This window comes from Methanogenium organophilum, assembly GCF_026684035.1.
GTDB lineage: Archaea > Halobacteriota > Methanomicrobia > Methanomicrobiales > Methanomicrobiaceae > Methanogenium > Methanogenium organophilum.
The window spans coordinates 1,730,937-1,744,054 of record NZ_CP113361.1 but is presented as its reverse complement, the minus strand read 5'-3'; the positions used below and the strand labels follow the sequence as shown (position 1 = coordinate 1,744,054).

The following is a 13,118-nucleotide window of genomic DNA, read 5'->3' as shown; positions in this document are numbered from 1 at the left end:
TCTGTACCCCCTCACAGATACACAGCACCGAAACAGTCCCTGTCATGACGGGCCCGTCCCTATCCTCTCAGGAATCAAATCCGAGATCCCTGAAGACAGTCTCCTCACCCATCCGGTCCATCATCTGCCCGAACCGTTCGCCATCATGGGCATTCTCTGCAAAATAGGTAATGATACGCTCGGTGAGGGCTGCCACATCCCCTTCTGCAACACGGCCCGGCACCGTTGTTCCGAAACGAATCTCGCGCCCGGCCCGGCCTCCGAGAAAGAGGGTCAGCCTGTCATCTGCTATACTGAGTGCATCCTGCGGACAGGTGGTGATACAGTCACCACACCCGATGCAGCGGTCAGCGGACAGGAGAATTCCACCATCCGTCACTGTTATGGCATTTTCTTTGCAGACCGTCTCACAGGCACTGCACTGTGTGCAGGCATCCTCGTCGAAGCGGGGGTAGCGATGTCCCATGAATCCGATGTCATTGAACTGCACCCGTGCGCAGTTGTTCGGGCAGCCTGCGATGGCAATCTTCAGTTTCCGTGGGAGGGGCCGGCCCCCCTCGGTCTCTTCAAGCTCGCGGGCCAGCCCGAAGGTGTCACAGCACCCATGCCGACAGATGCTGCCTTTGCAGGCAACAACCGATCGCACAGACGGACCTGTGCTGCCCAAGACGAGACCCGCTTCGGAAAGCGCTGATGAAGCATCCGACACATCCGCTCTTTGTATGCCGGGCATCTCAATATTCAGCCGGGCAGTCGTGCAGACATCGCCCTCCCCGTACTTCCGTGCCACTACAGCCAGTGCTTCAAGCTGCTCTGCAGAGAGCATACCCGCCACCGCCTTCACTCTCAGTGAAACAATTCCGGCCTCACGGAGACGCAGGACACCGGCCTGCCCGTTCTTCTTTGTATCTGTCATGACCTGCAGAAGAGGTGGGCGCGACAGCGTATCAATCCTCACCCTCCTGCACCCCCTGCACGCAAAAGAGTTATGGGGAGATGGGACCGAATACCCCCAATGACCGAACCAACCGACACCACCTTCCGCGGTGGGAGGCAGCGGGGTGGCAACCCGCCGACGAAATGCGTTTGTCCCCAGTGCGGGTACACCGTTGAGAAGACGCCCGGCGTGCCCTGCCGGAGCCTGAAGTGCCCCACGTGCGATATACCCCTGATGGGTGAGTGAAAACGTTCCGCGATTATCCCGGCAGTCTCGATAGCGCAGCCGCTCGTCCCTGTTTTGTCACGTATGAATCGGTATCCCACACGACAGGCACGCGTTCTCCACCACCCTGCAGAGACCGTTGTCACCTTCCGTCATCTGGGTGGGGTAACTCTTTTCGAAAGAACCGTGACATACTCTGGTAATGAGAGGGATGAACGGATGGCAGACCGGGATATGCATCGCCTGCCTCACTTTGGTGCTCGCAGCCGGATGTCTTGATAACAGTGCAGAAACGCCAGATGTGAACAAAACCGAGGCGGCAATCGAAATCGCCCTTGCCGACCCGGAGGTGCAGGAGAACATCCCGGTTGATACCGGCGCATACGAGGTCGTGAGTGTCGGCCCCGGCGGGTTTGAGTCGGCCGGGCCTGAGGGGACCGTCTCATGGAGGGGGATGGAAGTGGCATTGCGTGTCACCAACCTGTCGTCTGTCTACCATGTCTTTGTGGACGTGCCGAATCGCACGGTTGTTCGTGAATACTGGCAGTATGTCAAGGAACCGATGCCCTGCATGCAGACCGGCCCTCCCGTAACATATGCCTCGCTGGAGGAGGCGGCGGAAGCACCCGGCCCGGACTGCAGGCTTGCCGCCCCATACTACGTGCCAGAGGGCTATGGATTTTCCGAGGTACAGGTCTTTGGAGAACCCTGCCCCCGGCGGCAGATATACTATACCAGCCAAGACGAACAAATACGTCTGGTGCAGACCGCCGCCGGTGATCCGCCCTGGGCCTTTGCCATCTCGATGCCGAAATACTCAACTGTAACAGTGAACGGTGCAGAGGCGAAGGTTGTAGAGGGAATCAGCGAGACGCAGATCTCATGGACCACAGCGGACAACACCTCATACTGGCTGTGGGGGAACCTCGACACCGAAGAACTGCGCCGGGTTGCGCAGTCGGTTGCACCCTTCGGCGGGTCTGCAACGCCAACACCGACTCCCTCTGCTGCTCCCGGGGATCTCATTACACCCGGCGTATCCCACTTCGGCACCCCTGTTATATTCTGGCCGGATACCATCACCGTGAAGGCAGGGACGGAAAACACCGGAGAGATTGTGGCAGAATCACGGGAGAAAGGATACGGGATGGTGCACCTGTATATCGTCTCCCGTGTGGCCACCCATTCCATCCCCGCTGAGACGTTGCCCATGCCGAAAGGGATGAACATTACCGTAGCTCCGGCGGCCTTCATGGCCTATCCGAATGAGACCTACTACCCGGAGATAACGGTCTCCACCACAGCTGCCACCCCACCCGGCGAGTATATCATTTTGCATCAGGAGGAGTGGGAAGGGATGTATTATTCTGAAGGGCATGTTGAGGTGATCGTTACCGGGTAGGTGAGAACGGTTTTGGATACAGAATTCTCTCATAACCTATTTTCGGACGAATATCCACCACATCCCACGGATCCCATCTGTTTATTGTATCTGTCAAAAAGATCTTTCCTCAGAATCTTTCATAATCTCCATTGATTGGGGTTATTTCGCCCATTGATTCAGAAATATTTCGACATGCCTCCCGGAGACAAAAAACGGTCTCATGCAAGATACAGGACGCCTGGGAGTTGTATAAAATTCCCCATATATGTCAGGCAAAACACCCCTTGCAAGGCAAACCTTAAATATCCACAGAGAGTGAAAGCACCTCATTAATGGCGGCAGATCATGGGGAACCGGGAATACTCAAACTGAACACAGAGATTGAGCGGCTGGAAAAAGAACTTGCAGAGCAGACAAATCTTGCAGAAGAACGATTAGAACAGCTGAAATATCTCCAGGCCGAGTTTGACAATTTCCGGAAATGGTCTGAGAAAGAGAAAGGGTCGGTCATTACCCATGCAAACGAAAACCTGATAAAAGACCTTCTGGTCATCCTTGACGATTTTGAACAGTCGCTGCCATCACTTGAGGATGAAAAAAACCAGAAGGGGGTCAGGATGGTATACCAGAAGATGGTTAAAATTCTGGCAGATTACGGATTGGAACCCATAGAATGCATTGGGAAAAAATCTGATCCGCATTTCCACGAGGTCGTCTGCAGGAAACAATGCACTGACGAGCCCGGCACCATTGTCGAAGAGATCGGTAAAGGATATTGCCTGAAATCGAAGGTGATCCGCCCATCGAAGGTCATGGTTGCTGAGACCATTTCAGAAGAAAAAGGTGAGAAAAATGGGGAAAGAGAAGATAATCGGGATTGACCTGGGAACATCCAACAGCGAAGCGGCGGTGATGATGGGCGGGAAACCAACCATCATTCCTTCGGCGGAAGGGGCCACGGTTGCGGGGAAGATGTTTCCTTCATATGTTGCGTTCACGGCAGACGGCCAGCTGCTCGTTGGAGAACCTGCACGTCGGCAGATGGTGAGCAACCCTGCGGGGACGGTCACCGCAGCAAAGCGAAAGATCGGCACCAGCCATACCTATCATATCGGCGGGAAGGACTACACACCCCAACAGATATCAGGATTTCTCTTAAAGAAGATTAAACGGGATGCAGAAGCATTCCTGGGAGAAACCGTTACAAAGGCAGTGATCACCGTCCCCGCTTATTTTAATGACAACCAGCGGACGGCAACAAAGGATGCGGGAAAAATCGCCGGTCTGGATGTCGTCCGGCTGGTGAACGAACCGACTGCGGCATCGATGGCCTATGGACTTGACCGGGGGGGTGAATATAAGATCCTCGTCTTTGATCTCGGCGGCGGGACACTGGATGTGACGATCATGGAATTCGGAGGGGGCACCTTCACCGTGCTTGCCACCTCCGGCGACACCCATCTCGGTGGCACAGACATGGATAATGCGGTCTATGACTGGATCGTCTCCGAGTACAAACGCCTCGAGGGGGTGGACATCAGTAAGGACACGATGGCCGTCAACCGGGTGAAAGAGGCGGCGGAGAAGGCAAAAATTGAACTCTCAACCGTCCTTGAGACCGAAATAAACCTCCCGTATGTCTCGGCAACGCCGGAAGGGCCCAAACACCTCTCGATGAAACTCTCCCGCTCAAAACTCGACCAGCTCGTCGAACCAACCATCAAACGCTGTATCCACCCGTTTGAACAGGCATTAAAGGATGCCAAACTGACAAAAGACGACATCCAGAAGGTGATCCTCGTCGGCGGGCCGACACGGATGCCGATTGTGGAGAAATTTATTGAAGACCATATCGGGAGGAAACCCGAACGGGGTATTGACCCGATGGAATGTGTCGCAATGGGGGCGGCGATACAGGGGGGCATCCTCGGAGGTGAGATAACGGACATGGTGCTCCTCGACGTCACCCCCCTGACGCTTGGCATCGAAACACTGGGCGGCGTCCGCACCGAACTGATCGAGAGAAACACCACCATCCCGACCAAAAAGAGCCAGATATTCACAACCGCAGCAGACCTCCAGACCTCGGTGACCGTACATGTGCTCCAGGGCGAACGGCCTATGGCGGCCGACAATGTGAGCCTCGGGCAGTTTAACCTCGTCGGCATCGCGCCGGCACCGCGGGGTGTCCCCCAGATCGAGGTCACTTTTGATATTGACTCCTCGGGCATCCTCAATGTCTCAGCGAAAGACCTTGGTACCGGCAAGGAGCAGAAGATGACAATCACCGCATCGACAAAACTCTCAGAAAAAGATGTCGAAAAGATGGTGCATCAGGCAGAAGAGTATGAAGCGGAGGACCGCAGGCGAAAAGAAGAAGTCGAGGTCCGCAACATAGCTGATTCCCTGGTATATACGGCAGAAAAGACGCTCTCAGAGATCTCGGACAAATTAAGCAGCGAACAGACCGACAAAGTGAATGCCGCGATAACCGCCCTGAAGGCAGCGTTGGAAGAGAAGGATACGGACAAAATCAAATCCGAGACAGAAAATCTCCGCAACGCCCTGAGTGAGGCTGGTTCTGCGGTATACCAGCAGACGGCACAGCAGCAGGCAGAGACAGGAGGAACACAGACGGGGTATGCAGGCAGTGAGGAACAGACGGCAGAAGGGAAAAGCGGCGAAGATGTCGTGGATGCTGATTTCGAGGTCCATGACGAGAAATAATCTTTTTTACTAACGGATGGCCAAAAAAGATTATTACGAAACTCTGGGTGTTTCACGGGATGCATCAGAGGATGAGATAAAGAAATCATTCCGCCAGCTTGCACGGAAATATCACCCGGATCTCAATAAAGGCAGCAAAGAGGCAGAAGCGAAGTTCAAGGAGATCAACGAAGCCTACCAGGTTTTGAGCGACCCCAAAAAGAAGACCGAGTATGATCAGGTGGGGGATGCAGCGTTTACTCCCGGTGACTTTGCGGGGTATCAGACGCCGAGTTATGATGATCTCTTCCGCGACTTTGGTCTGGGTGATATCTTTGATGTCTTCTCCGGGAGAACGGGACGAGCCGGAAGACCGCAGAGCAGGGCAGGGGCGGATCTCCGGTATGATATCGAGATCTCTTTGACTGATGCATTCTACGGGATAAAAAACACGGTTGAAGTCCCGCATGATTACGAGTGCACGACCTGCCATGGCACCGGTGGTCAGCCCGGATTTATGCGGGACTGCCCCACCTGCAGGGGTACCGGTGAGATCCGTCGGGTGCAGCAGAGCGGTCAGCAGCAGGTCGTGACCATCGCCCCGTGCCCGGACTGCGGGGGCCGGGGAAAGATCATCGGAAAAGCCTGCGAAACCTGCCATGGAAGCGGGACGATACGAAAAACCAGACGGATAGAAGTATCCATTCCCCGCGGAGTGAGAGACGGCCAGTTCCTGCGAATTGCAGGCGAGGGGGAGCCCGGCATGCGGCAGGGGCCCCCCGGTGACCTGTATGCCGTTGTGCATATCAGACCTCACCCTTCATTTGAACGGCACGGTGCAGATCTCCAGAGTACAACCGCCATCGGCCTGCGCACCGCACTGCTGGGGGGGGAGATTACCGTACAGACCCTCACGGGAACGGCTCGCCTCACGATTCCGCCGGGCACCCAGAGCCATACCACCTTCCGGCTCCGGGGGCAGGGGATGCCATTTTTGGGATCGGACAGGCGGGGTGACCTGCTGGTAAAGGTCGTCGTGAATATTCCAAAGAACCTGTCTCAGAAACAGAGAGAGCAGGTGAGTGCGACCTTTTCCGGCCTTACCTGAATAAAAAACGTTTCCGGACGCAATGAACAGTGTGATTTTCCCTTTTTGCTTTTACCGATTTATTTCGGTTAAGGATTTTCACCCGGAAAAGGGAGTCCTGAAAAAGAGGGAAAACAGAGGGGGGCCGTCAGGTAAGGTATCAGGCGGTCGGGTCTGCCACCTTGCCCATAAAGAGGAGACTGCCGGTTTCGTCATCTTCTATCAGGAAGATGAACGGATGATCCGCCCGGAATACCGGGACCGGTTGCTCTACCGATACCCCCCGTCCGACAATAACCGCAGTCGCGGCGGCGGCCTCGGTTCCTTCTTCATTGACCTCCACAAAGGCCTTGTGAATGACATCAGTGATGAAGAGGAAACGGGTGTTGTCCATGCCGGAGAAATCTGCTTCATCCCCGAATGCGGTCGGCATCCCCATACCTGCAAGAGTGTCAGGCAGGAAGTATGTCGTCTCCATGGTGAACTTCGGGAAGAATACCTCCACCTGCCCTGGTTCCATCGATGCAATGGCATCTGCAAGTTCTGTGGTGCCGAGAGCGGTTTCTGCCGTGGTGATATCGCCATCTTTCGGGAGAAGAACCAGCATGGAGAGGGCCTTCCCGCTTTCATGTTCATACGGCATCCTGAGAATCTGCAGATCGTCTGTCTCGGTGTAGGGGTAGATGGCGTCATCATCAGTCCTCTGCATCATATCCACCGTGACCGATTCTCCCCCATCGGTAAGAAACGTTGCTGAATGAGTCTTGTTTTCATCAAACTGCAGCACCCAGGTCCCCTTGAAATAGACGGCATTTGTTATCACCAGGCGTGTGAGGGGAGTAATGCCCCCTTCGGGGATGAGGTCTGTTATCCGGTCTTCGGTCTTGTCTTCCACCCACCGGTTAATTGTCAGCCGCGACTCATCGGGGGCAGAGATAAAGTCCATATTCCTGACTTCCGCTGCGTAGTACTGCTGTGCTGTTTCGATATATGCGGGGAGGAAGGGGTAGCTCTCTTCTGCCCAGAGTGCATTTGCCGTTTTCAGGGTGTACGCAGCGTCCTGACGGTTCAGCCCGGCGATGAGGGACGCATAGCCTTCCTGCCGGACGGCGTCATCCAGAGGGAAATAAAAGACCGAACGTATCTCCTCTGCGGTCGTCCCCTTCGCCCCTTCATAGGTCAGTGCAAGGGCGGTTGAAATACTGTAGGGTGAGAAGAAGAGGTTCTGATTCGCATACTCTTCATCGCTGCTGAGCGTGTGGTACAAGTCATTTGCAAAGAGGGTGTTTGCCTCCACAACAGTATCCGCACCTTCCGTGGCAGGTGGGGTATCGTCAGGACCGCCATCCGTATCAGTGCACCCGGCAAAAAAGATGCAGAGAAGGATGATACAGGCCGCAGCCCCGATAAGGAATGCCTGTTTCTTCATGCAGGGTATTCAGCCCTGATTTTATATATTGATGGTGATAATTACGAATCCATCCGCACCTATCAAAAAAGGATGGGTATTAGAGAGGGAGACCCAGAAAGGTGAAGACGCCCGTCATCTTCAGCCCCATATAGACCATCGCCGGAATCAGGATCACACCACCGCCGATGCCGATGATACCGGAGACGATCCCGAGGGGAATGCCCCAGAGAAGGAATGTCAGCACGTCATCGACGGGAATGGCGTTGGGGGTTTTGCCGTGAGCATCCGGATGGAACTGAGAAGGATCACAAGCCCAAAGAGGGTTGTCAGATAGTCAACCGGAATGAGCGTTGCGATGTATCCTCCCAGGAGGTCGCCCGCGAACCCGGCGATAACTCTGAAATACCATTACCGCCCCTATCTCCCATCATGCGCACCACCCATGCCCTCCTCCTCCGCCTCTGGCATGACCCGGAGTTTGACATGAAAAAAGCCACCGTTGAATATACCGACCGGGGGGCACCGAATGACCGTTCTACTGCCGAAGGGGAATATATCACCAATCTTGACCGGGACTATTTTGAAGTGATTTCAACCGCTGGGACCACCCCGATTCCCTATCACCGCATCCTGAAAATAACCTATGCAGGCATCCCCATCTGGGAAAAACAGGAATAATCCGGGTTACGCCGTCAACCCGTATCCCCCCGCAGCCACCCTGAACCACACCCTCTCAATAGTCCCTGCCGTCCCAGACCACATCAGTATCCTGTCACGTAATACCAGCCGTCTTCTTCCCGGATATGTAAAGGCACTCCGAAATGCCCGCCAATATGCTCGTCTGTCAGCATCTTTGCCTTCGGGCCGTCACCACAGAACTTCCCGTCCTTCATCAGGATGATGCGGGACGTCTCCGGGATGATATCAGAGAGCATGTGCGTCACCATGATGATGCCGGTGCCTGCCTGCGCAATCTTTCTCAGGGTGGCACGGAAGGTGTGCAGGGCATGGAGGTCGAGGCTCGTTGTCGGTTCATCGAGGATCAGCGCCTTTGGGTCATGGACCAGCGCCCGACCAATCAGAAACCGTCGGGCCTCACCGGAGGACATCGTGGTGATCAGCCGGTCAGCAAGATGTGAAATCTCAAGGAATCTGAGAACTTCATCTGTTTTCTGCTCCATTTCAGGCGTCGCCTCATTCCACCAGAGACCGATGCTGGAGAAAAACCCGGAGAGAACAACATCGCGTCCGGTGATCTCACGGGTAAAGGTGTACTGCAGTTCATTGGAAACAATCCCAAAGTTGGATCTGAGATCTGTTACATGCCAGACATCTTTTCCACCAACCCGGAATATGACATCCTCCCCTCTCAGCGGATAATACTCCCGCATGACAGCTTTGATGAACGTCGATTTTCCGGCACCGTTCGGTCCCAGAATCGCAACATGCTCCCCTTCATAAATGGTAACCGTAAGCGAGTCGAGCAGTTTCTTCTCGTCCTTCACGACCGTCACATCCCGAAACTCTAAAAGCGGGGGCAGAGAGCTTTGCCCGGAAAGAGTAGTATTGGCATCCATGGATAACACAGCCTGAAAACTATCGGGAAGAGTGCATATCAACATTTCCCACCAAATCCCCAATTTACCCGAAATCGCACTTCCGAGTCAGAATACCCGTTTCTCACACCATCATCTACGGTTTTGCGACACACACGGCTCTTCCCATGCCAAGACATAAACGAATACAATATGGGCGTAAAAAAGAGTATCTGACGGCAGATACACCAGTAGGCCATACCCGCATTACCAAAACATTCTTACCGGATGGGGCTGATTACACCTCCTGTTCAGAGGATAACCATGGAAAGCCACAAACTCTACATTGGAAATCTAAAGCACTCCATGACAGAAGATGAACTCACGGACGTTTTTTCCGGGTTCGGTGAACTCAAGGAAGTGAAAATGATCCGTGGCAGGGGATTCGGGTTTGTCACGTTTGCGACACTCGAAGGGGCAGAACGGGCAAGGGAAGCTATGGCAGGAAAGGAATTTGAAGGACGGACCCTACGGGTGGAAGACGCCCGTCCCATCTACCAGAACGAGAGACGGCCATAATAATTCCAGACGTACAGAAACGACAGGTGCATCCGTCAAAAGAGGAACAAACCCGTCGGGAAACACAGCATATCTGGTATAGCGCGAGCGTTAAGCACCCTGATGGCCCATTCTCAGCACTCCACCCAAACAAATCAATGTGTATAAATCAATCCGAAAGAATACTTTTCATTACATAGGACCTGTTCCCCCGGGGTTTTGCCATGCAAACAACATCAGATATCTCTCTCCCACCCATCAACGTCTACCGGGTCATTGAAAACCCGGTTGAAAACATCGCCTTTGCCATTATCACCCTAATTCTTGGCTATATCATCGTCCGCATTCTCGCCGCAAAGATCGAGTCGTATGGCGAGAAGGACGTCCGGATACCCAGGCTCATGATGATCCACATCACGAACGCGATCAAGTTTTTTCTCTATCTCGTCGTCGTCCTCATCGCCCTCGCCTTCCTCGACGAGGACATCGAGGCGGTGATCATCAGTGTGTCTGCTCTCGTCACCTTTGTCCTCGGGTTCGGGATGAAGGACACCATCAACAACCTCGCATCCGGTGTCTGGATCGCCTCTTCCCGCGCCTATGATATCAACGATGAGGTCACCATCGCCGGCAACCACGGTTACGTGACCGACATGAATATGATGTCAACCGAACTCAAAATGGTTGACAATACCCGGATCATCGTTCCGAACGGGAGCGCCTGGAACCAGCCCATCACCAATGTATCAAAAATGCCGACACGCATGATTGTCACATTGTACCAGGTTGCATATGCCACCCCGATCAGTGAAGCCATCGAAGCGGCTCTCTCTGCCGCAGCAAAGACGCCCGGCATTCATACGGATCCCGCCCCATACGTCCGGTTCCGTGAGATGGCAGACTATGCCATCACGCTGCAGCTCCGGGCATGGGTCGATACCGATGCCTACTACCATGCCGAGTCCGAGCTGAAACGGACGTTATATGCCGAACTCATTGAAGCCGGAATCGAGATCCCATACCCGCAGATGGACATCAATTTCAACGGGAACTGAGACACTAACAACCCCTCTTTTTTCCCGCCCGGCGGGGCCCTACCGCCCCAGACGCCGGTACTCCGTATAGATGGAGACCACCGAGAGGCTGATCAGGTTCAGGGTTGTTGCCGCATACCAGAGATATGCCTCCGTCTGTGTCAGTGTCGTGATCCATCCCGACCATAGCATACCACAGATGATGGAAAACGACAGCAGGGTATCAATCCCGAGAAATACCATCGGCATCCGGGCAATACGTCCCACCTGTGCAATGGTACAGTATTCCAGGGGGGACGGTCTCTCCATGAGATCAAACCCGCTTCTTGCACCGTTCATGAGGAGATCCAGTCCTGCCCAGATGACCACTACCCAGCCAAATATCACGAGTGGCGTCTGTGCGGCATCCAGCCCGATGCGGACTGCAGTGACACCAAAGAGCAATTTGAAGATACAGAACGGAACCCCGATGGTGAGACTCAGGAAGAACGGCCGGCCAAATAATCGCTGAATACTATCTGACCCGTCACCACCGCCGGACCCAGAGTCCGTGCCCTGATCTGTAACCATACATGTGTCCACGGAAAAATACTCTGGGCCCATGGTATAAGACGTCATTCATCCGTTTCATACCATCCCGGAATGCAGATGTGAACATACAAAACACGACATGACATATGCTGTCGCCATTCGTTCCCAGAGGTATTTAAGTGTTGAAACAGATGCTATCTCAGTAGCATGAACAGACGACAGGAAATTGACCTCACTGCCATCGCATGGGACACGATGGAAAGATTCGGATTTTATCCTGAATTTCCCCGTTCTGTCCTCCGCGAAGTAGAGGTCATCAAACCAAAAATCCATGACGGGGAAATAGATTCCCATGACCTCACGTCTCTCCTCTGGTCGTCCATCGATAACTGGGACTCCATGGACCTTGACCAGATTGAATACTGCGAAAAAGGGGCAGCAGGTGAGATCCATGTGAAAGTCGCCATTGCTGATGTCGATTCATACGTACCAAAACGCTCACAGGCAGACCGGTATGCAGCCCATAACGGCACATCGGTCTATACGGGGATCGTTACATTCCCCATGCTCCCTGACCATCTCTCCAAAGGAATTACCTCTCTTCTGCCGGGGCAGGACTGCGAAGCAGTGGTCATCGAGTACACCGTTCTCCCGGACGGGAATACCCGCCATGGGAGTCTGTACCGGGCCACCGTCGCAAACAAGGCGAAGCTCATCTATGAGGAGGTCGGAGAGTGGCTGGAAGGAACACGCGACATTCCGGTGACGGTTAGTGATGTGCCGGCGCTCGAAGAACAGATCCTGATGCAGCATGAGGCTGCACAGCGGCTGAGACGCTACCGCATGAAGCATGGCGCCCTTGACCTCCAGACCATCGAGGCAGAGCCCGTGATGGAAGAGGGACGGGTGAAAGATCTTGTCGTCCAGCGTCAGGATTTAGCAAGGCAGGTGATCGAGGAGTTTATGGTCGCCGCTAACGGGACGACGGTTGCATACCTGGAAGATGCCGGATTGCCCATGATCGAGCGGGTTGTTGTCACCCCGAAATACTGGGATGAAATCGTTGACACCGCAGCGGAATACGGCTGGAAGCTCCCGTCACGACCGGATGCAAAATCCCTCTCCCGGTTCCTCGATTATGAACGGGAGCGGGATCCCGACACCTTTCCCGACCTCTCCCTCACCATCGTCAAACTGATGGGGCCCGGAGAATATATTGCCCGCGACCCGAAACGGGAACCGGTCGGCCATTTTGCTCTTGCAGTCACCGACTATACCCACTCAACCGCACCGAACAGGCGCTACGCGGATCTCATCATCCAGCGTCTGGTGAAATCAGCCATTGAAGGCGACCACTGTCCATATACCTATGAAGACCTGGAGGAGGAGTCCGCCTGGCTTTCTGACCGGGAGAAAAGGTCCAAGAAAGTGGAACGATTCATGCGCAAAGCGGCAGCGGCAGTCCTCCTGGAGGACAGAATCGGCGAGAAATTTGAAGGGTTTGTCACCGGTGCTTCCGAGAGAGGCACCTATGTCAGGCTTATCGAACCACCGGTAGAAGGGAGAGTTATGCGGGGAGAAGGGTGTCTGAAAGTGGGTCACAAAGTCATCGTCCGCCTGATTCACACCGATCCCGAGAGGGGCTATGTTGACTTTGAGTGTACGGGTAAGAGACCGGGCATCAGACGGTTTTCATAATCGTTTTTTCAA

The 13,118-nt window shown here is 54.2% G+C and carries 14 protein-coding genes; 9 read left to right on the top strand and 5 right to left on the bottom strand.

All coding sequences use genetic code 11. From position 1 onward, the window contains the following. Positions 1 to 67: 67 nt before the first annotated feature. Positions 68 to 958 (bottom strand): 4Fe-4S binding protein, encoded by an 891-nt coding sequence (locus OU421_RS08695; RefSeq protein WP_268185704.1) that lies wholly within the window; start codon positions 956 to 958, stop codon positions 68 to 70. 57 nt (positions 959 to 1,015) lie between these two features. Between OU421_RS08695 and OU421_RS08690 the strand changes: the two genes are divergently transcribed. From OU421_RS08690 to dnaJ, 5 genes are all read left to right on the top strand, one after another. Next, positions 1,016 to 1,183, top strand: a complete 168-nt coding sequence (locus OU421_RS08690) for a hypothetical protein (RefSeq protein ID WP_268185703.1) — start codon at positions 1,016 to 1,018, stop codon at positions 1,181 to 1,183. 181 nt (positions 1,184 to 1,364) lie between these two features. Continuing rightward, positions 1,365 to 2,564, top strand: coding sequence for a DUF4367 domain-containing protein (locus OU421_RS08685; RefSeq protein WP_268185702.1), 1,200 nt, complete (start codon positions 1,365 to 1,367; stop codon positions 2,562 to 2,564). A 314-nt stretch (positions 2,565 to 2,878) separates the two neighbouring features. Then, positions 2,879 to 3,427 carry a nucleotide exchange factor GrpE gene (locus tag OU421_RS08680; protein WP_268185701.1) on the top strand — a complete coding sequence of 183 codons (549 nt, stop codon included), beginning with the start codon at positions 2,879 to 2,881 and terminating at the stop codon, positions 3,425 to 3,427. After that, a complete protein-coding gene (gene dnaK / locus OU421_RS08675) occupies positions 3,399 to 5,273 on the top strand; it encodes a molecular chaperone DnaK (RefSeq protein WP_268185700.1) in 1,875 nt (624 codons plus the stop codon). Before OU421_RS08680 ends, dnaK begins: the two co-directional genes overlap by 29 nt. 16 nt (positions 5,274 to 5,289) lie before the next feature. Then, complete coding sequence (gene dnaJ, locus OU421_RS08670) at positions 5,290 to 6,360, top strand: molecular chaperone DnaJ (RefSeq protein WP_268185699.1); 1,071 nt, start codon at positions 5,290 to 5,292, stop codon at positions 6,358 to 6,360. 139 nt (positions 6,361 to 6,499) lie between these two features. Here the strand turns inward: dnaJ and OU421_RS08665 are convergent, their stop codons facing one another. Continuing rightward, on the bottom strand, positions 6,500 to 7,768 hold the full coding sequence (locus tag OU421_RS08665) for a serpin family protein (RefSeq protein ID WP_268185698.1): 1,269 nt from the start codon (positions 7,766 to 7,768) through the stop codon (positions 6,500 to 6,502). Between the two features lie 79 nt (positions 7,769 to 7,847). Beyond that, the gene (locus OU421_RS08660; protein WP_268185697.1) at positions 7,848 to 7,994 is read right to left on the bottom strand and encodes a hypothetical protein; all 147 of its coding nucleotides are present in this window, start codon (positions 7,992 to 7,994) and stop codon (positions 7,848 to 7,850) included. Here OU421_RS08660 and OU421_RS08655 point away from each other — a divergent pair. Beyond that, the gene (locus OU421_RS08655) at positions 7,985 to 8,428 is read left to right on the top strand and encodes a DUF504 domain-containing protein (protein ID WP_268185696.1); all 444 of its coding nucleotides are present in this window, start codon (positions 7,985 to 7,987) and stop codon (positions 8,426 to 8,428) included. The two genes, OU421_RS08660 and OU421_RS08655, sit on opposite strands and share 10 nt — an antisense overlap. A gap of 83 nt (positions 8,429 to 8,511) precedes the next feature. Here the strand turns inward: OU421_RS08655 and OU421_RS08650 are convergent, their stop codons facing one another. After that, a complete protein-coding gene (locus OU421_RS08650) occupies positions 8,512 to 9,372 on the bottom strand; it encodes an ABC transporter ATP-binding protein (protein WP_407659723.1) in 861 nt (286 codons plus the stop codon). A gap of 237 nt (positions 9,373 to 9,609) precedes the next feature. On the opposite strand from OU421_RS08650, the gene OU421_RS08645 reads away from it, so the two are divergent. Then, positions 9,610 to 9,864 (top strand): RNA recognition motif domain-containing protein, encoded by a 255-nt coding sequence (locus OU421_RS08645; protein ID WP_268185695.1) that lies wholly within the window; start codon positions 9,610 to 9,612, stop codon positions 9,862 to 9,864. 203 nt (positions 9,865 to 10,067) lie between these two features. After that, on the top strand, positions 10,068 to 10,898 hold the full coding sequence (locus tag OU421_RS08640) for a mechanosensitive ion channel family protein (protein ID WP_268185694.1): 831 nt from the start codon (positions 10,068 to 10,070) through the stop codon (positions 10,896 to 10,898). A gap of 39 nt (positions 10,899 to 10,937) precedes the next feature. Here the strand turns inward: OU421_RS08640 and OU421_RS08635 are convergent, their stop codons facing one another. Continuing rightward, the gene (locus OU421_RS08635) at positions 10,938 to 11,447 is read right to left on the bottom strand and encodes a hypothetical protein (RefSeq protein ID WP_268185693.1); all 510 of its coding nucleotides are present in this window, start codon (positions 11,445 to 11,447) and stop codon (positions 10,938 to 10,940) included. 168 nt (positions 11,448 to 11,615) lie between these two features. Here OU421_RS08635 and OU421_RS08630 point away from each other — a divergent pair, with 168 nt between their 5' ends. Beyond that, positions 11,616 to 13,106, top strand: a complete 1,491-nt coding sequence (locus OU421_RS08630) for an RNB domain-containing ribonuclease (RefSeq protein ID WP_268185692.1) — start codon at positions 11,616 to 11,618, stop codon at positions 13,104 to 13,106. Positions 13,107 to 13,118: the final 12 nt, after the last annotated feature.

Excerpts from the sequence above, each read along its gene's own strand:
- OU421_RS08690 (WP_268185703.1), top strand. The coding sequence starts at position 1,016 with ATGACCGAACCAACCGACACCACCTTCCGCGGTGGGAGGCAGCGGGGT.
- OU421_RS08655 (WP_268185696.1), top strand. The coding sequence starts at position 7,985 with ATGTCAGCACGTCATCGACGGGAATGGCGTTGGGGGTTTTGCCGTGAG.
- OU421_RS08665 (WP_268185698.1), bottom strand. The coding sequence starts at position 7,768 with ATGAAGAAACAGGCATTCCTTATCGGGGCTGCGGCCTGTATCATCCTT.
- OU421_RS08635 (WP_268185693.1), bottom strand. The coding sequence starts at position 11,447 with ATGGTTACAGATCAGGGCACGGACTCTGGGTCCGGCGGTGGTGACGGG.
- OU421_RS08645 (WP_268185695.1), top strand. The coding sequence starts at position 9,610 with ATGGAAAGCCACAAACTCTACATTGGAAATCTAAAGCACTCCATGACA.
- OU421_RS08650 (WP_407659723.1), bottom strand. The coding sequence starts at position 9,372 with ATGTTGATATGCACTCTTCCCGATAGTTTTCAGGCTGTGTTATCCATG.
- OU421_RS08685 (WP_268185702.1), top strand. The coding sequence starts at position 1,365 with ATGAGAGGGATGAACGGATGGCAGACCGGGATATGCATCGCCTGCCTC.
- OU421_RS08630 (WP_268185692.1), top strand. The coding sequence starts at position 11,616 with ATGAACAGACGACAGGAAATTGACCTCACTGCCATCGCATGGGACACG.
- dnaK (WP_268185700.1), top strand. The coding sequence starts at position 3,399 with ATGGGGAAAGAGAAGATAATCGGGATTGACCTGGGAACATCCAACAGC.
- OU421_RS08680 (WP_268185701.1), top strand. The coding sequence starts at position 2,879 with ATGGCGGCAGATCATGGGGAACCGGGAATACTCAAACTGAACACAGAG.
- OU421_RS08640 (WP_268185694.1), top strand. The coding sequence starts at position 10,068 with ATGCAAACAACATCAGATATCTCTCTCCCACCCATCAACGTCTACCGG.
- dnaJ (WP_268185699.1), top strand. The coding sequence starts at position 5,290 with ATGGCCAAAAAAGATTATTACGAAACTCTGGGTGTTTCACGGGATGCA.